16 protein-coding genes are annotated in these 20,550 nt (G+C 64.0%); 6 read left to right on the forward strand and 10 right to left on the reverse strand.

What is annotated here, in order from left to right:
- Nucleotides 1–60: 60 nt before the first annotated feature.
- From IF10I1_RS00900 to IF10I1_RS00910, 3 genes are all read right to left on the reverse strand, one after another.
- Nucleotides 61–840: a DNA-binding domain-containing protein gene (locus tag IF10I1_RS00900; RefSeq protein ID WP_186424312.1), complete on the reverse strand. Its 780-nt coding sequence runs from the start codon at nucleotides 838–840 to the stop codon at nucleotides 61–63.
- Entirely contained in the window at nucleotides 833–1,732 is a 900-nt protein-coding gene (locus IF10I1_RS00905) for a DUF692 family multinuclear iron-containing protein (RefSeq protein ID WP_186424313.1), read from the reverse strand. Before IF10I1_RS00905 ends, IF10I1_RS00900 begins: the two co-directional genes overlap by 8 nt.
- 79 nt (nucleotides 1,733–1,811) lie before the next feature.
- On the reverse strand, nucleotides 1,812–2,111 hold the full coding sequence (locus tag IF10I1_RS00910; RefSeq protein ID WP_050472425.1) for a DUF2282 domain-containing protein: 300 nt from the start codon (nucleotides 2,109–2,111) through the stop codon (nucleotides 1,812–1,814).
- A 653-nt stretch (nucleotides 2,112–2,764) separates the two neighbouring features.
- Here IF10I1_RS00910 and gltB point away from each other — a divergent pair.
- Both gltB and IF10I1_RS00920 read left to right on the forward strand, forming a co-directional pair.
- Nucleotides 2,765–7,501 carry a glutamate synthase large subunit gene (gene gltB / locus IF10I1_RS00915; RefSeq protein ID WP_244284613.1) on the forward strand — a complete coding sequence of 1,579 codons (4,737 nt, stop codon included), beginning with the start codon at nucleotides 2,765–2,767 and terminating at the stop codon, nucleotides 7,499–7,501.
- A 123-nt stretch (nucleotides 7,502–7,624) separates the two neighbouring features.
- Complete coding sequence (locus tag IF10I1_RS00920) at nucleotides 7,625–9,055, forward strand: glutamate synthase subunit beta (protein ID WP_058898749.1); 1,431 nt, start codon at nucleotides 7,625–7,627, stop codon at nucleotides 9,053–9,055.
- Between the two features lie 129 nt (nucleotides 9,056–9,184).
- On the opposite strand, the gene IF10I1_RS00925 is transcribed toward IF10I1_RS00920, so the two are convergent.
- Nucleotides 9,185–9,550 carry a helix-turn-helix domain-containing protein gene (locus IF10I1_RS00925; RefSeq protein ID WP_050472414.1) on the reverse strand — a complete coding sequence of 122 codons (366 nt, stop codon included), beginning with the start codon at nucleotides 9,548–9,550 and terminating at the stop codon, nucleotides 9,185–9,187.
- 107 nt (nucleotides 9,551–9,657) lie between these two features.
- On the opposite strand from IF10I1_RS00925, the gene IF10I1_RS00930 reads away from it, so the two are divergent.
- A complete protein-coding gene (locus tag IF10I1_RS00930; RefSeq protein WP_186391747.1) occupies nucleotides 9,658–10,470 on the forward strand; it encodes an SDR family oxidoreductase in 813 nt (270 codons plus the stop codon).
- A 130-nt stretch (nucleotides 10,471–10,600) separates the two neighbouring features.
- Here the strand turns inward: IF10I1_RS00930 and IF10I1_RS00935 are convergent, their stop codons facing one another.
- The 3 genes from IF10I1_RS00935 to IF10I1_RS00945 all read right to left on the reverse strand — a co-directional run bounded on the left by IF10I1_RS00935 (nucleotide 10,601) and on the right by IF10I1_RS00945 (nucleotide 14,802).
- Nucleotides 10,601–11,794 (reverse strand): DUF459 domain-containing protein, encoded by a 1,194-nt coding sequence (locus IF10I1_RS00935; RefSeq protein WP_208977524.1) that lies wholly within the window; start codon nucleotides 11,792–11,794, stop codon nucleotides 10,601–10,603.
- Between the two features lie 163 nt (nucleotides 11,795–11,957).
- Nucleotides 11,958–13,178, reverse strand: a complete 1,221-nt coding sequence (locus IF10I1_RS00940; protein ID WP_119396687.1) for a lytic murein transglycosylase — start codon at nucleotides 13,176–13,178, stop codon at nucleotides 11,958–11,960.
- Nucleotides 13,179–13,290: 112 nt separating this feature from the next.
- A complete protein-coding gene (locus IF10I1_RS00945) occupies nucleotides 13,291–14,802 on the reverse strand; it encodes an outer membrane beta-barrel protein (RefSeq protein ID WP_186391746.1) in 1,512 nt (503 codons plus the stop codon).
- Nucleotides 14,803–15,040: 238 nt separating this feature from the next.
- Here IF10I1_RS00945 and IF10I1_RS00950 point away from each other — a divergent pair, with 238 nt between their 5' ends.
- The 3 genes from IF10I1_RS00950 to IF10I1_RS00960 all read left to right on the forward strand — a co-directional run bounded on the left by IF10I1_RS00950 (nucleotide 15,041) and on the right by IF10I1_RS00960 (nucleotide 17,824).
- The gene (locus IF10I1_RS00950; RefSeq protein WP_186391745.1) at nucleotides 15,041–16,057 is read left to right on the forward strand and encodes an SIS domain-containing protein; all 1,017 of its coding nucleotides are present in this window, start codon (nucleotides 15,041–15,043) and stop codon (nucleotides 16,055–16,057) included.
- 123 nt (nucleotides 16,058–16,180) lie between these two features.
- Complete coding sequence (locus IF10I1_RS00955) at nucleotides 16,181–16,948, forward strand: motility protein A (protein WP_186391744.1); 768 nt, start codon at nucleotides 16,181–16,183, stop codon at nucleotides 16,946–16,948.
- 27 nt (nucleotides 16,949–16,975) lie between these two features.
- Nucleotides 16,976–17,824 carry a flagellar motor protein MotB gene (locus IF10I1_RS00960; RefSeq protein WP_019964856.1) on the forward strand — a complete coding sequence of 283 codons (849 nt, stop codon included), beginning with the start codon at nucleotides 16,976–16,978 and terminating at the stop codon, nucleotides 17,822–17,824.
- A 27-nt stretch (nucleotides 17,825–17,851) separates the two neighbouring features.
- Here the strand turns inward: IF10I1_RS00960 and IF10I1_RS00965 are convergent, their stop codons facing one another.
- The 3 genes from IF10I1_RS00965 to hemH form a co-directional block, all read right to left on the reverse strand.
- Entirely contained in the window at nucleotides 17,852–18,313 is a 462-nt protein-coding gene (locus tag IF10I1_RS00965; RefSeq protein WP_050472408.1) for an NfeD family protein, read from the reverse strand.
- Nucleotides 18,310–19,311 carry an SPFH domain-containing protein gene (locus IF10I1_RS00970; RefSeq protein ID WP_050472407.1) on the reverse strand — a complete coding sequence of 334 codons (1,002 nt, stop codon included), beginning with the start codon at nucleotides 19,309–19,311 and terminating at the stop codon, nucleotides 18,310–18,312. The genes IF10I1_RS00965 and IF10I1_RS00970 overlap by 4 nt, the downstream gene beginning before the upstream one ends.
- 130 nt (nucleotides 19,312–19,441) lie before the next feature.
- Nucleotides 19,442–20,473: a ferrochelatase gene (gene hemH, locus IF10I1_RS00975; protein ID WP_208977545.1), complete on the reverse strand. Its 1,032-nt coding sequence runs from the start codon at nucleotides 20,471–20,473 to the stop codon at nucleotides 19,442–19,444.
- Nucleotides 20,474–20,550: the final 77 nt, after the last annotated feature.

Consider the following 20,550-nt stretch of genomic DNA (forward strand, 5'->3'; position numbering starts at 1 on the left):
TTGCGGGGCATGATGCGTCAGCGTGGCAAGGCTTGGTGCTAGAGTGCATCCGGATAAAATTTACGCAAGGTCAATTTGGCATTCACAAGCTGCGCCGCTGCGCAGCAACAGGCCAATGGCGGCGGCAAGATCAAAGGCCGGATCGACAGTCAGCGCGCTGCCTGCAGCTTCTGCGAGACGATCGCCAGCGGTCAGCGCCGCCACAAAAGCCGCCTCCCCCGCCTGCAAGGGGTGAAGGATGACGTCAATACCCGGCCGTGTGAGGAGTACACTCTGTCCCTGCCCCGGATCAACCTCTACGCCCCCTTCAAGTTCGAACCGGTTGGCCCGGACCAGATCCAGCACCGGACAAGGCGAGACAATCAGGCGGCAGGCCGGGTGCAGCGTGAAGCGCAGGGCGCCAAGCTGCTCCGGCGGCACAGCGGCAAGCTGGGCCGGATCGAGCGGCGCCCGGTCTGCCGCGTGATAGGCTTCGAGCCAGGCCCATTCCAGCCGGGCGACATCCGGCAGATAGGGATAGCCTGCCAGCGGCGGGAACCCTGCAATGAAGCTGGTAAAGCTGCCGCCATAGGTCAGAAGCACGGGCGATGATGGCGGCTCGGCGCTCACATAAAGCCGCGCAAGCGCCCGGAAATATTCTTCTCCCAGCAGCCGCACCAGCGCCGGATAGGTCGCCATCAGCGCTTCGGTCAGGCTGACGATGACATTGTTGCGGTAAACGCCGAAACGCTTGGGCGCGGGAGCGCCGTCCGGGCCGGTCACATCCTGCGGCACCGGCAGGCCGGCGCGCATCAGTGCCGCCGCAAAGTCTGCGCTGGAAACGGAGGCCTGCTCAGCCATGACGCAGCAGCCCCTGCGGCCGGGCCTCGTGCCGAAGTTGGGCCATGATCTGCTCCGCCTCCTGCACCTGCCCCAGCAGAACCGGCCAGGATGGAACGTTGTTGTCCCACTCGATCAGCACCGGCAGCGGGCCGGTCCGCGCCATGAGATCCGCGAAGAGGCTCCAGACTGCTTCATCCACCTCCCGGTCGTGGGCATCGATTAACAGCGGCCCGCCCTCGTCATCCGCGTCCGGCGCGTGGCCGCCCAAATGAATCTCGCCAACATGTTCAATGGGAAAAGCCGCCAGATAGTCCCGCGCATCGCGGCGGTGATTGACGGCGGAAACATGGACATTGTTGACGTCGAGCAGCAGCCCGCAGCCTGTGCGCCGGACAATCCCGGCCAGAAAGCTCAGCTCATCCATCTCGCTGGAGGCAAAGGCCACATAGGTGGAGGGGTTTTCCAGCAGCATCCGCCGCCCCAGAACCTCCTGCACCCGGTCAATATGGTCGCAGACCACATCCAGCCGCGCCTGTGTGTAGGGCAGCGGCAGCAGATCATTGAGGAACACGGTGTCATGGCTGGACCAGGCCAGATGCTCGGAGAAGGAGGCTGGCTCATAGCGCTCGCAAAGATGCTTCAGCCGGGCAAGATGGGCTTCATCCAGCGGGCCATCGCCGCCAATCGACAGGCCCACGCCATGCAGCGAGATGGGATAGTCCGCCCGGATCCGCTCCAGATAATGATGCGGCGCGCCGCCTGCACCCATGTAGTTTTCCGCGTGGATCTCGAAGAAGCCGACATCGGGCTTCTGCGACAGAATTTCGGTGTAATGCTCCGGCTTCAGCCCAGCCCCACCGCGCTGCGGCAGGGTGAAACTGAGGTCCGCCGTCTCCTGCAGCCCTGTCATGATGGCAATCGCTCCCCCGCAATGCGGCTTCCGGCGGCACGCGCCGGAAGCCTTGATCCTGCATTCCAGTCCTGCAGCCTCAGGACTTCGGCAGATCGCGGTCCAGCTCGGTCAGCGAGCCCATGCGGCCATCCGGCAGCTTCATCTCCGTGCAAGTGCCTGCGGGCACCAGCGTCCAGGCATTGCCCTGATAGTCGACCGTGGACGTGCCGGCGCAGGTCGTGCCCGGACCGGCCTTGCAGTCATTCTTGCCGGCCAGCGACACGCCGTAGCATTTTTCCTTGGCCTGTGCGCCAGCTTCTGTCGGCGCAGTCACGCCAGCCACCGCCGCCGCCACAGCGCTGGCCACCATTGCCGCAGAAAGAAAGGTCTTGCTCATTTTCGTACCTCGTTTCATCCGTCCCGGCTCCCCCGATGGCGCCGTGTAGCGGATGACCAGCATCATGCTCCTTCCCCCTGACACGGGAAAATCAAAGCCCCGTGACGGCGGAGGCATACGCTGATGCCGGGAGTGTGAACGGCAATCGTGAAACTTTGTTGCTCATTCCGCCGCAGCCCGTTCCGAAAATGAACCTGGCGCTGCAAATGGCGAAACAAAATGAATTTTAATCCTTATAAACGGTCTTGCCCCCCCGGGGGAAATCTGGCATGTTCCCCCGGCTCGGAATAGGGCAGGAATACTGTCCCTTTTTTCGAGCCCCGAGGTTACTCGCTGGGCCGTGGCCAATCCGCGGCAATCGCCGGATATGGGGGAGGCACCACAGACACCGGCACCTCATGCGAGAGCCTGCGGACAGGCTCCGGACTGCCTTGCTGCCCCGTGCGGCAGGCAGAAAAAGGGCATCACCGGCGAAGCGGGAGGCTTGCTTTCGCCAGAAGACGGTTCGCTTTGTGGAAGCGAAGCGTTAAAACTACGACAGAGCCGCGGCACAGGCTGAGGGAGATCTGCGTGTCTTGCCCCCAAGAGGGGAAAGGTGCGCACATGCGACCTGAGGACGGCTGCGGAAACACTGGATTACAGTGAGGGCGCATATGATGAAGAGTGAGCTGACCACCAGCACAGCCATGGCCGTAGCAGGGCGCGAGGGAGCGGAAAAAGCTCGCACCGCGACCACTATCGCCACGCGTCTGCGCGAGGCGGCAGATAAAGGGCTCTACAATCCTTCTCGCGAACACGACGCCTGCGGCGTCGGCTTCATTGCGCATCTCAAAGGCCAGAAATCGCACAAGGTCGTCGCGGACGGCCTGAACATCCTTGAAAACCTCACCCACCGCGGTGCGGTTGGCGCCGACCCGCTGATGGGCGACGGCGCAGGGATGCTCGTGCAGATCCCGCATGACTTCTTCAAGGCCGAGCTGTCGGCGCAAGGGGTGACCCTGCCGGAGCCGGGCCAGTATGGCGTCGGCTTCCTGTTCCTGCCGCAGGACGCGGCCCTGCGCGCCAAGTGCGTGGAAATCGTCGAGCGCGTTGTCGCAGCTGAAGGCCAGAAGGTCCTCGGCTGGCGTGACGTACCGGTCGACAATTCGTCCCTGTCCAAGGCACCGGACATTGCCGCCACCGAGCCCTATTCCCGCCAGCTCTTCATTGGCGCGGCAGATGGCATCGACCAGACCACCTTCGAGCGCCGCCTGTTCGTGCTGCGCAAGGTGATTTCCAACACCGTGCGCGCCGAGAGCAACGCGGTGAAGCAGGGCTTCTATCTGGTCTCCATGTCCAGCCGCACGCTGGTCTACAAGGGCATGTTCCTGGCCTACCAGCTGGGCGCCTATTACAAGGACCTGAAGGACGAGCGCTTCACCTCGGCCCTCGCCCTGGTGCACCAGCGCTTCTCCACCAACACGTTCCCGTCCTGGGATCTCGCCCACCCCTACCGCATGGTGGCGCATAACGGCGAGATCAACACCCTGCGCGGCAACGTCAACTGGATGGCCGCCCGTCAGGCGTCCGTGTCCTCGCCACTGTTCGGCGACGACATCACCAAGCTGTGGCCGATTTCCTACGAAGGCCAGTCGGACACCGCCTGCTTCGACAACGCGCTGGAATTCCTCGTCATGGGCGGCTACTCGCTGGCCCATGCGGCGATGATGCTGATCCCGGAAGCCTGGGCCGGCAACCCGCTGATGGACGAGAACCGCCGCGCCTTCTACGCCTATCACGCAGCCATCATGGAGCCGTGGGACGGCCCCGCCGCCGTGGCCTTCACCGATGGCCGCCAGATCGGCGCGACGCTGGACCGCAACGGCTTGCGTCCGGCCCGCTACATCGTCACCGATGATGATTATGTCATCATGTCCTCGGAAGTGGGCGTTCTGCCGATCCCGGACGAGAAGATCGTCAAGAAGTGGCGCCTGCAGCCGGGCAAGATGCTGCTCATCGACCTGGAAGAAGGCCGCATCGTCTCCGACGACGAGATCAAGCGCCAGCTGTCCACCGCCAACCCCTACAAGGACTGGCTGCACCGCTCGCAGATCGTGCTTGAGGACATGCCGGGCGTGCGCGAGCGCGCTCCGGTGGCTGGTGAAAGCCTGCTCGACCGTCAGCAGGCCTTTGGCTACACCCAGGAAGACATCAAGCTGTTGATGCAGCCGATGGCGACCGTGGGTCAGGAAGCCGTGGGCTCCATGGGCACGGACACGCCGATTTCGGCGCTCTCCGACAAGTCGAAGCTGCTTTACACCTACTTCAAGCAGAACTTCGCGCAGGTGACGAACCCGCCGATCGACCCGATCCGCGAAGAGCTGGTGATGAGCCTCGTCTCCTTCATCGGCCCGCGCCCGAACCTGTTCGACCTCAAGGGCCTGTCGCACGCCAAGCGCCTGGAAGTCCGCCAGCCGATCCTCACCAACGAGGATCTGGAAAAGATCCGCCGCATCGGCGACATCGCGGACAATCACTTCTCGGCCAAGACGCTCGACATCACCTATTCCGCAGCGCGCGGCGCCGAGGGCATGGAAGATGCGCTGGAGGAACTGTGCCAGCGGGCCGAGAAGGCCGTGCGGCATGGTGACAACATCATCATCCTGTCCGACCGTCTGATCAGCCGCGCCCGCATCGCCATTCCGGCGCTGCTGGCCACCGCTGCCGTGCACCATCACCTGATCCGCAAGGGCCTCCGCACCTCCGTGGGCCTCGTGGTGGAGACGGGTGAAGCGCGCGAGATCCATCACTTCTGCGTGCTGGCCGGCTACGGCGCCGAGGCGATCAACCCCTATCTCGCCTTCGAGACCCTGCTCTCGATGCACCACGAGATGGACTTCCCCGAGGAAGTCGATGCCGATGAAGTGGTCTACCGCTACATCAAGTCCATCGACAAGGGCATCCTCAAGGTCATGTCCAAGATGGGCATCTCGACCTACCAGTCCTATTGCGGTGCGCAGATCTTCGACGCCATCGGCCTGTCCTCCGCCTTCGTCGAGAAGTACTTCTTCGGCACGGCAACGACCATCGAAGGCATCGGCCTGAAGGAAGTGGCGCAGGAAACCGTCATGCGCCACCAGATGGCCTTCGAGGATGTCGCCATCCTGCGCCGGTCGCTGGAAGTGGGCGGTGAATATGCCTACCGCATCCGCGGCGAAAGCCACATGTGGACACCGGACTCCATCGCCACCCTGCAGCACGCCGTGCGCGGCAACCTGCCGGACAAGTACCGCGAGTTCGCCGAGCTTTCCAACAAGGAGACCGGCCGCTTCTCGATCCGCGGCATGTTCCGCATCAAGAGCGCGGAAGAGCTGGGCCGCAAGCCAATCTCCATCGGCGAGGTGGAACCGGCCGACAAGATCGTCCGCCGCTTCGTCACCGGCGCCATGTCCTTCGGCTCGATCAGCCGCGAGGCGCATACCTCGCTCGCCATTGCCATGAACAAGATCGGCGGCAAGTCGAACACCGGTGAAGGCGGCGAGGAAGCCGAGCGCTTCAAGCCGCTGCCGGACGGCTCGATGAACCCGCAGCGCTCCGCCATCAAGCAGATCGCGTCCGGCCGTTTCGGTGTCACCACCGAATATCTGGTCAATGCCGACATGCTGCAGATCAAGGTGGCACAGGGCGCAAAGCCCGGTGAAGGCGGCCAGCTGCCGGGCCACAAGGTGGATGCGGTCATCGCCAAGGTGCGTCACTCGACCCCGGGCGTGGGCCTGATTTCGCCCCCGCCGCACCATGACATCTACTCGATCGAAGATCTGGCGCAGCTGATCTACGACCTGAAGAACGTGAACCCGGAAGCCGACATCTCCGTCAAGCTGGTGTCGGAAGTGGGTGTGGGCACGGTGGCCGCAGGCGTTGCCAAGGCCCGCGCCGACCACATCACGGTCTCCGGTTATGACGGCGGCACCGGCGCTTCGCCGCTGACCTCGATCAAGCATGCCGGCAGCCCCTGGGAAATCGGCCTTGCCGAAACCCAGCAGACGCTGGTGCTCAACGGCCTGCGCTCCCGCGTGGCGCTGCAGGTGGACGGCGGCCTGAAGACCGGCCGTGACGTGCTCATCGGCGCCCTGCTGGGTGCGGACGAATTCGGCTTTGCCACCGCGCCGCTGATCGCCGCAGGCTGCCTGATGATGCGCAAGTGCCACCTCAACACCTGCCCGGTTGGCATCGCCACCCAGGACCCGGTGCTGCGCAAGCGCTTCAAGGGCACGCCGGAGCACGTGATCAACTACTTCTTCTTCGTCGCGGAAGAGCTGCGCGAGCTGATGGCATCTCTCGGCGTTGCCGACCTCAACGAGATCATCGGCCGCTCCGACTTCCTCGACAAGGAAACCGCCATCGACCACTGGAAGGCGAAGGGCCTCGACTTCGGCCGCATCTTCTTCCAGCCCGAGGCCGCTCCCGAAGAAACCCGCTGGACCCAGCGCCAGGAGCATCCGATCACGGATATTCTGGACCGCCGCCTCATCGCGGCTTCCCGCCCGGCGCTGGAAGACAAGACGCCGACCATCGTCGAGGAGACCATCTGCTCGGTCGACCGGTCTGCCGGTGCCATGCTCTCGGGCGAAGTGGCCAAGCGCTACGGCCACAAGGGCCTGGCGGCGGATACGCTGAAGATCAACCTGAAGGGCACTGCCGGTCAGGCCTTCGGCGCCTTCCTCGCCCGCGGCATCACCATGGAACTGCGGGGCGATGCCAACGACTACGTCGGCAAGGGCCTGTCGGGCGGCAAGATCATCGTGCGTCCGTCGGACAAGGCACGGATCGTGCCGGAAGAGTCCATCATCGTCGGCAACACCGTGCTTTACGGCGCGACCGAGGGTGAGTGCTACTTCCGCGGCGTTGCGGGCGAGCGTTTCGCCGTGCGCAACTCCGGTGCGATTGCGGTGGTCGAGGGCGTGGGTGACCACGGCTGCGAATACATGACCGGCGGCATCGTCGTCGTCATCGGCCAGACCGGACGCAACTTCGCAGCCGGCATGTCGGGCGGCATCGCCTATGTGCTGGATGAGGAAGGCAACTTCTCCTCCCGCTGCAACCTTGCCATGGTCGATATCGAGCCGGTGGCCGAGGAAGACGACCTGCTGGAGAAGCTGCACCACCATGGCGGCGACATCGAGCACAAGGGCCGCGTGGACGTGACGGGCGACATGACCCGCCACGACGACGAGCGCCTGCGCCAGCTCCTGCTCAACCATGTGGCCCACACCGGCTCCACCAAGGCTCAGGCGATCCTGGATGCCTGGGATGTGTACAGGCCGAAATTCGTCAAGGTGATGCCCGTCGAGTACCGCCGGGCCTTGCGCGAGATGGAAGAAAAACGGCTCGGCATGGTGGCGGCGGAATAAGCCCGCCACCTGCGCCCGGCCCTCGCGGCAGACGCTGAGGGCCGGCACCACCCGGCAACAGCGCCGTCTCCCGGACAAACGGTCGAGGCGGCTGAGGACGAAACGAGTTTTGAGGAGGTCACCTTGGGCAAGGTCACCGGATTTATGGAAATCGACCGGCAGGAGCAGAAGTACCAGCCGGCATCCGACCGCATCCGCCATTTCCGCGAGTTCACCCTGCCGCTGAACCAGGGCGAGGTCGAGCGTCAGGCGGCCCGCTGCATGGACTGCGGCATCCCCTATTGCCACGGCCCCACCGGCTGCCCCGTGCACAACCAGATCCCGGACTGGAACGATCTGGTCTATCAGGGCGACTGGGAACTGGCGCTGCGCAACCTGCATTCGACCAACAACTTCCCGGAGTTCACCGGCCGCGTCTGCCCCGCCCCGTGCGAGGAAGCCTGCACGCTGAACCTCGAGGACGCCCCGGTCAACATCAAGACAGTTGAGCAGGCGATTGCCGACAAGGGCTGGAAGGAAGGCTGGATCCGCGCCGAACCCTCCGCCACCAAGACCGGCAAGACCGTTGCCGTCATCGGCTCCGGCCCGGCCGGCATGGCCGCTGCCCAGCAGCTGGCCCGCGCCGGGCACACCGTCCATGTCTATGAGCGCGAGCCCAAGGCCGGCGGCCTGCTGCGCTATGGCATCCCGGACTTCAAGATGGAAAAGCGCCACATCGACCTGCGCGTCAAGCAGCTGGAAGAAGAAGGCGTCACCTTCCACTATGGCGTCAACGTCGGTGTCACCGTCACCATGGAAGAGCTGTCCGAGCGCCATGATGCCGTGATCATCTGCGCCGGTGCCGAGCGTCCGCGTGATCCGGGCGTCTCCGGCATGGAGCTGGAAGGCTGCCACTGGGCCATGGACTATCTGGTCCAGCAGAACCGCCGCGTCGGCGGCGAGGATGTCTCTGGCGAGGCACCGATCTGGGCTGCGGGCAAGCATGTGGTCGTCATCGGCGGCGGCGACACCGCCTCCGACTGCGTCGGCACGGCCTTCCGTCAGGGCGCCCTGTCGGTGACCCAGCTCGACATCCGCCCGATCCCGCCGCTGAAGGAAGACAAGCTGACCGTGTGGCCCTACTGGCCGACGAAGTTCCGCACCTCTTCCTCGCAGGCCGAAGGCGCCGAGCGTGAGTTCTCCGCCGCCACCCTCGGCCTCGTCGGCGAGGACGGGCACATCGTCGGCGTCAAGTGCGCCCGCGTGGACGAAAAGCGCAAGCCGATCCCCGGCACGGAGTTCATCCTGCGCGCTGATCTGGTGATGGCCGCCATCGGCTTCTCCGGCCCGCGCCTCGACACCTTCATCGCCGAGCTGGACGGCAAGCTGGAGCTGGATGGCCGCACCAACGTGAAGGCCAACACCGAGGACTACAAGACGAGCTATGCCAACGTCTTTGCCGCCGGCGACGTGCGCCGCGGCCAGTCGCTGGTCGTCTGGGCCATCCGCGAAGGCCGCCAGGCCGCCCGCGCCGTGGACGAATTCCTCACCGGCTCCTCCAACCTGCCCCGTTGAGCGGCAGGCGGAACAGCACAATCCCCAGGAGCGGCCCCCCGGCCGCTCCTTTTGTTTTGGGATAAGGCCCACTCTCCGGCCGAGGCCGCCACCGTCCGGTCCTGCGCGGCCAGCCCCGCCGCAAGCCGTCTAAGGCTTCGTGTCAAACCGCTCCTGTGCAGCGGCAAGATCGCCTTGATGCGCAACGGCCCAATCGTAAAGAGCCAGAAATGGATCCTGAAGCGTCCGGCCCAGCGGCGTGATCGAATATTCGACGGCAACCGGCGACGTGGCTGTCACCGTCCGCTGCACCAGCCCATTTCTTTCCAGCTTGCGCAGCGCCTCAGTCAGCGCCTTCTGGGTAATCCCGTCGAGACGGCGCTTGAGAGCATTGAAGCGCTTCGGCTCCTCGCAGAGAAAGGTCAAGATCAGAATAGACCACTTGTGGGCTATTTGTTCGAGCACCGGCCTGACGCCAGGAAGTGTTTCGAGAACACGCTCTTCTGTATAGGACATCCGGTTTCCTTGACGATACCTAGGATACATTAAGTGCGTAATTGACACTTAGTACACGATATATACCTGTACTGAGGCAATTCGTCATCCTCATAAGGAAAATCGCCTTGACACATTCAAACCTCAAGAAACCCGGAACAGCCATCGTGACCGGAGCGTCCTCCGGGATTGGCAAAGTCTATGCCGAGCGTCTTGCGGCGCGCGGATATGACCTCGTGCTGGTTGCCCGGCGGCAGGACCGCTTGCAGCGTATTGCCGGGGAATTGCAGCAGCAGTTCCCGGTTTCCGCCAGGGCGCTGGCAGCCGATCTCACCACCGCTGAAGGGATCTCTGCGGTAACGCAGCTCCTGTCGGATGACCCTTCCATTTCACTTGTCATCAACAATGCCGGCTTCTCTGCTCTGAAGCCTCTCACACAGACACATGATGCCACAATCGAGAGCATGATCGCCCTGAACATTACGGCCCTGACCGCCCTGTCGAAAGCCGCGCTCGCGGCGTTCAAGGGCCGCAATGCCGGAACGATTGTCAATATCGGGTCCGGCGCCGGTTTCAGCCCCTATCCCGGCATTCCTGTTTACGGCTCCACCAAAGCCTATGTGTTCCTCTTCACCCAGAGCCTGCAGCACGAAGCCGAAGGCACTTCGGTCAGGGTTCAGCTGGTGCTGCCCGGTGCGGTCATTTCCGAAGGCTGGGAAGTCGCCGGAGGCGCAGACCTTGAGCCTCTGCCGGAGGCAATCGTCATGACCACGGAGGATTGTGTCGATGCGGCGCTCTCAGGCCTCGAACAAGGGGAAACCATCACCGCACCGTCGCTGCACGACACGTCTCTGCTGCCGGACTACGTTGCTCTGTCCGGCAGGCTGTTGCAGGCGATGTTTGATGGCAAGCCTGCCGAACGCTACAAGCTGGCCAGATAGCAGCTGCCGGCGCAGCTGGTGACCTCAGGCTCCAGCGGGTTGCGGCAACCGGCGACCTTGTTCAAAGGCTGCCGCAACTGACACCGGGACAGAGCCGGCCTTCAAAGCGCCAGACCCCGGAATGCCCCCGTCAATTCGGCACAGCACCCGTGAAATCCACGCGGCCGGGAGTGGGCGCGCCGGTGTCGCCTGTGGCCAGGAACTTGCGGGCAAGGCGGGCGGCGGCTTCGGTTTCCACCGGAGGCAGGATCTGGGGTTCGTTGGCATCGCCCGCCAGATGGTCCTCTGCCGACAGGGCGCGTCCGGTCAGGACGATGAAGTTCGGATCGTCCGCCACGCCTTCAAAGGCGAGCCCGCCATAGCCGCCAAGCACACGGGCAAGCTCCCGCTCGACGAAAAACGCCACCTTGCGGGCCCCGGCCCAGGTGAAGCCGACGCCATCATTGGCGCGCAGGCGGCGGCGCTGGCCGTCCACATCCGGCCCGAAGGCGGTATAGGCCTCGTTGTCATCCAGGAACATCTTCCAGATGTCCACATAGGTTGAACGGGTCATGGCGGCTTCGCTCTGAAGCAGATCGTTGATCAGCGTAAAGCCGGGATCAAGCCGGGCGGCTTCGGTCGGCGGCAGGCCCACCAGCAGCAGGGGCTTGCGCTCCTGCCGCATGGCCAGCGCCAGGGCGCGCAGCTTCTTGCGGTATTCCGCCTTGAAGGCATCGCTGCCGAAGGGCACCAGACCGCCATCCGGCTGCGGCAGATCCTTGAGATCGGCATAGCCGAAGACAGCCACGACCGCCTTGACGCCGCCGCCGCGGATGCGCGAGACCGCCCGTTCCGTCCACGCCGGGTCCGGCTCTCCCATCAGGCCGTCAGGCCGGACGGCCGGCTGTGCCGCCCCGGTGCCGCCCTCGGGGGACGCGGCCGGTGAGGCCGCAGGCGCCTCTGTGAGAAGCTCAACCCGGATCATCGGCTTCTGTGCAAATATGGAGGTCAGCCCCTCGGCAAGGGCTGCGGCCGTTGGCCCGCCGAGCACAAGCACAACACCTGCATCCGGCTCCTTCGGCGCTTCCACGACTTTGGGAGGGGTATTGCTGGGGGCGGCAGGGGCTTTCTTGCGCACCACAGGCTTGGCTTCCTGCACCCGCACCTCGGGCCGGGACACGCCGAACAGGCGCATGAGCGGGCGCAGCGGGTTGAAGCCATCTTCGGAAGGGGGAGGCGGAATGGGGCGCCCCTGCGCCAGCACAGCCCCCTGCAGCACCGGCAGAACAACCAGAGCTGCAAGGAGAATGGCAAGCCAGCGCATCCTGAACGAAAGAAGCGGCACCCGGAAACCTCCATCTGAACAAGGTCAGACTATAGGCAATCTGGCGCCGCTCCGGAAGTGCTACACCAACTCTCGATGAGTTCGGCTCATCGAGAGTTGGTCAAGCCCGTACGGTGCTTGAGCATTTTCAAGGCGTGATGCGTCAGCATCGAAAGCCTTGGTATTAGCTGCCGCTGCCGATTCTGGACAGCAGCATGACCGAGGCATAGCCATCCGGGATCAGGCCGCGCGACTTCTGGAAGGCGCGGATGGCGCGGCGGGTGGCGGGGCCTGCCAGACCATCCGGCTCGCCGGCCTGGAAGCCCTTGCGGTTGAGAGCTGCCTGCAGCTGCATGGTCTGATCCTTGTTGAGCGGCAGATGCTCCCGCGCCCAGCCCCCGGCAAAGGCATCGCCGCCCCGGATCCGGTCGGCCAGATGGCCAACGGCCAGCGCATAGGCGGTGGCATTGTTGTAGCGCTTGATGACGGAGAAATTCTTCAGCATCAGGAAGCTCGGACCAGCCGCCCCGGCCGGCAGCACAAGCACGGCGGTGTCATCGGCACGCGGGAAGCCGCGGCCATTGGGCCGGCTCACACCAAGCCGCGACCATTCGGCCAGCGTCTTGGAGGTGGTGTCGTCCGCCAGCGAGTAATCGAAACCGCGCGGCAGGCTGACCTCATAGCCCCAGGTCTTGCCCGGCTGCCAGCCGTGTTCCTTCAGGTAATTGGCGGTGGAAGCCAGCGCATCGGGAATGGAGGTCCAGATATCGCGGCGGCCGTCGCCATCGAAATCGGCAGCATAGCGCTTCCAGCTCGACGGCATGAACTGGGTGTGGCCCATGGCACCGGCCCAGGAACCGATCATGTCCTTGTGGCGCACATGGCCAGCCTGAATGATGCCCAGGGCCGAGACCAGTTCACCTTGCCAGAAGTCCCTCCGGCGCGGCGCCTCATAGGCGAGTGTCGCCAGCGCACGGATCACATCATGGCCGCCCATGAAGCTGCCGTAGTTGGTTTCCATGCCCCAGACAGCCAGCACCACTTCGCGCTGCACGCCGTAGCGGGCCTCGATCTCGCGCAGAACGGCGGCATGCTCACGCAGCATCTTCTGGCCATTCTCGATCCGCGTGGGGGAAACCGCGCTTTCGAGATAGTCCCACACCGGTTTCACGAACTCGGACTGGCGCGACATCAGGCGCACCGTGTCCGGATCCGGCGTCATGCCGGTGAAAACGGCGTTGTAGGTCTGGCTGTTGATCCCTGCCGCCTGTGCCTGCGGCCAGAAATTGCGGACCCACGTCTGAAAGCCCGCATCCGCGAGCGCAGAGCCAGCCTGCATCATCCCTCCAGCAGCAAGCAGCACGGCAGCGGCAAGGCCGCGAGCCTTTCTGGCGATCCGGCCCATTGGCCGGGACACATCCTGTCCGGTCAAACCGTTGTTCGTCATTCAGGCCTCCTTAATGCCCGGAATGCCCCCGCACCCCATGTTGGCAAGCTGATCTTCTGGCCTCATCGGCTCACCGGCGTATCCGGACACCCGCCTGGATGCGGTTTTCATCGTAATCCGCACCGGCGATTGAGCTGTCAAAGGTCCGATAGGTATATGTCCCCGTCAAGGCAACGTTGCGTGTCAGGGCATAGGTTGCTCCCGCCAGCGCGCTGGTGGTTGCCTCTTCGATGCCCACGCCCTGATAGTGGCGCCGCGCATAGCCCGCGCCCGCCTGCGCCACCAGCCTCTCGGACAGGGCATGGGACACGCGCAGGTCCGCGCTGTAGAGGATCGAGCCGGAAGATCCGGCCAGATCCGACGGGCTGAGCGTTGTTGTCAGACCTGCGGTGACTGTCGTCAGCCGCGTCGGCGACCAGACGAGCGAACCGTCGACGGTCAGACCGGCCAGATCCTGAAGCTGGCGGCTGTCCAGCCGCTCCACCCGCCATCCGGCCGCCACTTCGCCCGCAAGCTTTGGCCCGGCGGCAATGGTCACGCCGCTGCGCAGGGCATAGCCCTTGGCATCGCGGCGGATGCAAGGGGCAGCGCAATCCTCATCGAAGGCGCGGCGCAGAGCCGTCACTTCGGCAAAGGGCTGCAGCATTGCGCCAGTGCGGGCATCCAGCCGCAGTGTCGCAGAATAGAGCGTGTTGTCGCGTCCGCTGCGGTCTGTCCCGCTCTGCCCCTCGGAATACATCGTCCGGGCCACATCACCGCGCAGGGTGGCTGCCAGGATGCCCGCCTCGCGGGTCACGCCCAGCGAGGCATTCACCACATTGACATCGCCTTCCCCATTCGGGTTCTCCGCCGTGGATGTGTCTTCACGCGAATAGGAATGGCCGAGTGAGCTGTTGATCTGCGTGCTGTCCCCGGCATCAAGCCGCAGCGCCGCTCTGGTGTCGATGGAAGGCTCGCTCCGCACATTGCTGCCGGGATAGGCCGCATAGGAGCCGCGCAACGATACATCCAGCTGATGCCGGGACCAGTCCGAGCGGATCTGCAGGTCGGGAGCAACGGAATAGAGCGCGTTGGCACGCCCGCTGGAAGAGCCGGCCGCATTGTCCGACCAGCCGCCGGAGACCGTCAGTTGCGGCACAACCGTGAAGGTGCCTACCCGCAGCCCCAAAGGCGCATCATAGGTGGTTTCACCGTCAAACACATCATTGCCCAGGGCGCCGCCCTGCCCGCCGTTGGCGCTGACCCGGCGCACGGCGTTGACCCGGTCGGAGAAGGGCCGCGTCTGGCTCTGGCGGCCGGTGCCGACAAGCCCGGCAGAGCCAGCCTCTTCCGTGCCGCCAATCAGGGAATAGACCTGCGCCTGCGTCGGATTGACCGGCGGCAGGGAGCCTGTGGCCGAAGGCGCCGCGCCGCCGGCCGGTGGCAGAGCCTGTCCGCCGGTGCTGTCCATGGCCTGCCCGCTGCCATCAAAGGTGCTGGTGCGCAGTCCCGTTGCGCCCGTGGACGGACTGCCGGCCACCTGCGCAGCCGCAGGCAGCGCGCTCAAGGCGCTCACGAGCAGGCAGGAGAAAAACTGGCGCATCATCAAAAGCCGGACCGGGACCTATGGGTACAATTCGTCTCAAAATGCGGGATACATGGTTAACCACGGGTTTCCGTGCCGTAAATTGGCATTGCCAGAGGGTTACCGCTGACCCGTCCGGGCAGGCATCATCCACCCGGATGCTTGCGCCGCCGCCGCCGCTGGCATAGACAGGCCTCAGTCCGCACAAGCCTCAGTCCGCACAAGGGCTGAGGTCCGCAGCGCAAAAGGACAAGCCATGCACAGCGCCAGCCTTACCGGCACCGATCCCTCATCACTTTCCAGTGAGGACCGCGAGACTCTGGCCTCGGCGGACCGCACCCTCGGCACGGAGCTGGCAGCTCTGACCTCCCTGCGCGATGCGCTGCAGGACAGTCTCGCCCTGCCCTTCGCCCGGGCGGTGGCGCTTCTGCATGGCATAGCAGGCCGCGTCATCATTTCCGGCATCGGCAAGAGCGGCCACATCGGCACCAAGATTGCCGCCTCCATGGCCTCCACCGGCACGCCCGCGTTCTTCGTCCATGCCAGCGAGGCCAGCCATGGCGACCTTGGCATGATCACGCAGAATGATGCGGTGGTTGCCCTCTCCTGGTCCGGCGAAACGCCGGAACTGGCCAGCATCATCGCCTATACCCGCCGCTTCAAGGTGCCGCTGATCGCCATCACCTCATCGGCCACCAGCGCCCTCGGCAAGGCAGCCGATATCGTCCTCGCCCTGCCGCAGGTGACGGAAGCTTGCCCGCATGGCCTTGCGCCGACGTCCTCGACGCTGCTGCAACTGGCCATCGGCGATGCGCTGACAGTGGCTCTTCTGGAGGCCCGCGGCTTTACGGCACAGGATTTCCGCGTCTTCCATCCGGGCGGCAAGCTGGGAGCGAGCCTCAGGCTTGCCCGCGACATCATGCACAAGGGCGATGCCATGCCGCTCACGGTGGAAGGCACGCGGATGCGTGATGCCATCGTGCTGATGACACAGAAGGGCTTTGGCGTCGCCGGTGTCACGGATCAGGCCGGCAATCTCACCGGCATCGTCACCGACGGTGACCTGCGCCGTCACATGAGCAGCAATTTCCTCGACAAGACCGTCGATGAAATCATGACCCGGCGGCCAAAGTCTGTTCCGGGCGACATGCTGTCAGGTGCCGTGCTGGAATTCCTCAACACGGCGGCGATCACCTCGATCTTCGTGGTGGAAGACGGCAAGCCTGCCGGCATCATCCATATGCACGACCTGCTGCGCATCGGAGCGGCCTGACGCAAAGGTTGCTTAACGCAAAAACCTCAATTCACAGCGCGATTAGGGATTGATTAGCCTAGTTTCTCTAAGCTCCGGCTCCAGAGTGTTCGGCCTCTTCGGTCTTTTGGGACGGTGCTGGGAATGGATCTGGCTTCAATCATAGGAATTGTCGGTTCCTTTGCGATCGTCATGGTCGCCATCATGCTGGGCGGCAGCTTCGGTCAATTCGTCGATCTTCCTTCCATTCTCATCGTGGTCGGCGGCGGCCTTGCCGCGACCCTGATCCGCTTTTCGCTTGGAGGCATCGGCAGCGCCCTCGCGCTCGGCGCCAAGGTCGGCTTCGGCGCCAAGAACATCAAGCCGCGCGACCTGATCGAAGAAATCAGCGGCCTGGCGGAAATCGTGCGCAAGTCTGGCCCGCTCGGGCTGGAAAATGCTGCTGTTTCGGATCCGACCCTGGCAAAGGGCGTGCAGTATATCGCCGACGGCTACGAGATCGACTTCATCCGCGAATCCATGATGCGCGAGCGGGATCTCACGCTGTCCCGCCTTGCGGAAGGCAAGCGCGTGTTCAAGGCCCTGGGCGACAGTGCCCCGGCCTTTGGCATGATCGGCACGCTGGTCGGTCTGGTGCAGATGCTGGCCAACATGGACGATCCTTCGGCCATCGGCCCGTCCATGGCCATCGCCCTTCTGACCACACTGTATGGCGCGCTGATTTCCAACTGCTTCTGTCTGCCGATGGTGGACAAGCTCGATGCCAAGTTCGACGTGGAAGAGGTCAACCAGACCCTCATCATCGACGGCATCCTGCAGATCCGGGAATCCAAGAGCCCGGCGCTGATCCGCGAGATGCTGATTGCCTATCTGCCGGAAAGCGCCCGTGCCGGCCTCGTCGACGCGGCATAAGGCAAGGGCGGAAAGGGAGCACAGGTCATGGCACGCAAGAAGCCTGCAGGCGGCGGCGCCCCGGAATGGCTGGTGACATTCGCCGACCTGATGTCCCTGCTCGTCTGCTTCTTCGTGCTGATCATTTCCTTCTCGGTTCAGGACAAGCAGAAGCTCCAGATCGTCGCCGGCTCGATGAAGGATGCCTTTGGCGTCAAGGAGAACTCGCGGCGTCTGGGCGTGATCGAAATGGAAGGCATTCCGATCCGCGACTACATGAAGCAGGTCTCGCAGGTTCCACAGGAACTGGATTCGGACTTCGCCAGCGAGCGTCACGAGAAGAACACCAAGCAGGGACCCGAAGCCAACACCCACGACACGGTGGAGGCCGAGATCGAGCGCTCCCGCCAGTTTGCCACGGCGGCAGCGACCCTGCGTCAGGCCCTGCAGGAAATGCCGGAGATCACCGAAATCTCCCAGCACATCATTTTCGAGGAAACCGAGGAAGGCCTCAACATCATGATCGTGGATCAGGATGGGCGGTCGATGTTCCGGGAAGGTTCGAAATATCCCTATGAGACCACCCGCCGTATCCTGGCAAAAATTGCCCCGGTTCTGGCGGATATGCCGAACCGGATCGAGGTCACCGGCCACACGACAACCGGCAGCGCCGCCACAGACCCCAATTACACCACCTGGGAACTCTCTACCGACCGGGCGAATATCGCCCGGCAGATCCTCAACGAATATGGGGTGCCGTCAGACCAGATCTTTTCGGTGGTGGGCAAGGCCGATACGGAGCCTCTGTTCCCGAACGACCCCTTCCTGGCGGCGAACCGGCGCATCAGCGTCTTGCTGATGCGCGAGGCCCCGCCGATCCCGCCGGGGAACCTGTAAACCGGGTCCGCGCTGAAGGCACCGGGATCAGGCGTCAGCAGCCTGCCTGACCCGCAAGCGCACACCTTCCACGCCTTCCACAATCACGCGGGTGCCCGCGGGCAGATCCGGGCCGGTGATCTGCCAGACCGTGTCGTCAACGGAAAGCCAGCCTGTCCCTGAGACAATCGGGTCCTTCAGGACAAAGATGTGTCCGGCATAGCGGCTGCCCCGCCGGTTGAGGCCGGGATCGCCAAAGGCGCTTTCCCGCCGCCGCATGAACCACCGCCCGGCGATCACGCTGATGACGGACAGCACCGCGAAGAGGATGATGTTCGTCTGCCAGGTGAGCGGTTCGATCAGGTTGACCACACCAACCAGAATGGCCGCGACGCCGAACCAGAGGAAGAAGGTGCCCGGAACGAGCACCTCCACCCCGAAGAGCAGGATGCCGGCGAACCACCAGCCCCAGGCGCCAAATCCCTGGAAGATCTGCTCAAATGTGCTCATGCACCCTCACTCTGCCCCGGACGCGGCACGGACGGCAGACCGGAACCTGAGCTGGACCGGCCCTCGCCATCCCTGTTGCCGAAAGCCTCGCGGGCAATCTCGCCGATGCCGGTCAGGGCGCCCAGGAGCGAGGTGGATTCCATCGGCAGGATCAGGGTCTTCTGATTGCGCGAGGTCGCCAGCTCCTTGAAGGCTTCCACGTACTTGGTCGCCACGAAGTAGTTGATCGCCTGCATGTCACCGGCCGAAATCGCCTCGCTGACGAGGCGCGTTGCCGTCGCTTCGGCCTGAGCCTCGCGCTCGCGCGCCTCGGCATCACGGAAAGCCGATTCGCGGCGGCCCTCGGCCTGCAGGATCAGCGCCTGCTTCTCGCCCTCGGCCTTGAGGATTTCAGCCTGCCGCTTGCCTTCGGCTTCCAGAATCGAGGCGCGCTTGTCACGCTCGGCCTTCATCTGACGGGCCATGGAATCCACCAGATCGCGCGGCGGATTGATGTCCTTTATTTCGATACGGGTGATCTTCACGCCCCAGGACTCGGCGGCGGCATCCACCACGCGCAGCAGGCGGGTGTTGATCTCGTCACGGTTGGACAGAAGCTCATCCAGGTCCATCGAGCCCATCACCGAGCGGATGTTGGTCATGGTGAGGTTGAGAATGGCGTTCTCCAGCCCCGCCACTTCATAGGCGGCGCGGGCGGCGTCCAGAATTTGATAGAAGGTGATGCCATCCGCCGTCACCGTGGCGTTGTCGCGGGTGATGACCTCCTGGGAGGGGACGTCGAGCACCTGCTCCATCATGTTGAGGCGGCGGCCGATCTTGTCGATGACCGGAACAATCAGGTTGAGGCCCGGCGAGAGGGTGCGCCGGTAGCGGCCGAAGCGTTCGACCGTCAGGTTATAGCCCTGCGGAACAGTCTTCACGCCCGCAAAAATCAGCAGGATGACGAAGAAAAAGAGTGCAACTAGAACAATGTTGAAACCGTAATCGGCCAAGGGCATGCGAGGCTCCCGTCTTATCTGCCTTCAAAACGGGCGGAGTATGCGACGGATCAGCCTGCGATGCCACCCAGAAAGAGCCGGGCGGCACCGCCACCCGGATCAGGAGCATTCCCGTTGAGGACCGGAGGCTTCAGAGCCAGCCGGACAGTTCGCGCTGCACCACCTGTTCCAGCACGGCCATGCCCAGATCGCTGTCATTGAGACAGGGGATGTGGGTAAACTCGCCGCCGCCATTCTCGTGGAAGATCTCCCCGGCTTCTCCGGCAATTTCCTCCAGCGTTTCAAGGCAGTCGGCGACGAAACCGGGGTTCATCACGGCGATGTTCTTCACACCTTCCTTCGCCAGCGCCTCGACGGTCTTGTCCGTATAGGGCTGCAGCCATTCTTCCGGGCCGAAACGGGACTGGAAGGTGACGCGCAGCTTCTCCTTGCTCATGCCCAGCCGCTCGCGCATCAGCCGCGTCGTCTTCATGCAGTGGCAGTGATAGGGGTCGCCCTTCTTGAAGTAGGACTGCGGAATGCCGTGATAGGAGGTCAGGATCACGTCCGGCTCGAAATCGAGCCCGGCAAGATGCCGCTCCACCGATTGGCTCAGGGCCTCGATATAGGCCGGGTCATCGTGATAGGGCGGCACGGTGCGGATGGCCGGCTGCCAGCGCATCTCCAGCAGGGCACGGCACACTTCGTCATTCACCGTCGCCGTGGTCGAGGCCGAATATTGCGGATAGAGCGGGAACACCAGAATGCGGTCGCAGCCATCGGCCTTCAGCGCTTCAAGGCGCGAGCGGATGGAGGGCTGGCCATAGCGCATGGCCCAGTCGATCTTCAGCCGTCCGCCATGATCGCCCATCATCTCAGCCAGCTTGTTCGACTGGCTGCGGGTGATGGTGCGCAGCGGTGACTCGTCCAGCTCCTTGTTCCAGATCTCGTCATAGGCCTTGCCGGACTTCTTCGGCCGGGTGATCAGGACGATGCCATAGAGGATCGGGTACCAGAGCGCCTTCGGCCATTCGATGACGCGCTTGTCGGACAGGAACTCGCGCAGATAGCGGCGCATCGGCCAGTAACTTGTGGCATCCGGGGTGCCGAGGTTCACGAGAAGCACACCGATCTTGCCCGCCTTCACCGGCGGGTGGGCATCCGGCAGCTTGATGCTGCGCATGGATTGGCCGGCTTCAGTCAGGGCTTCAGGGGAAAACTGGACGGTCATGACAACTCCGGAAACGGGCAGGCGTGCAC

Source organism: Pannonibacter sp. I15F10I1 (genome assembly GCF_900185665.1).
GTDB classification, from domain to species: domain Bacteria; phylum Pseudomonadota; class Alphaproteobacteria; order Rhizobiales; family Stappiaceae; genus Pannonibacter; species Pannonibacter indicus.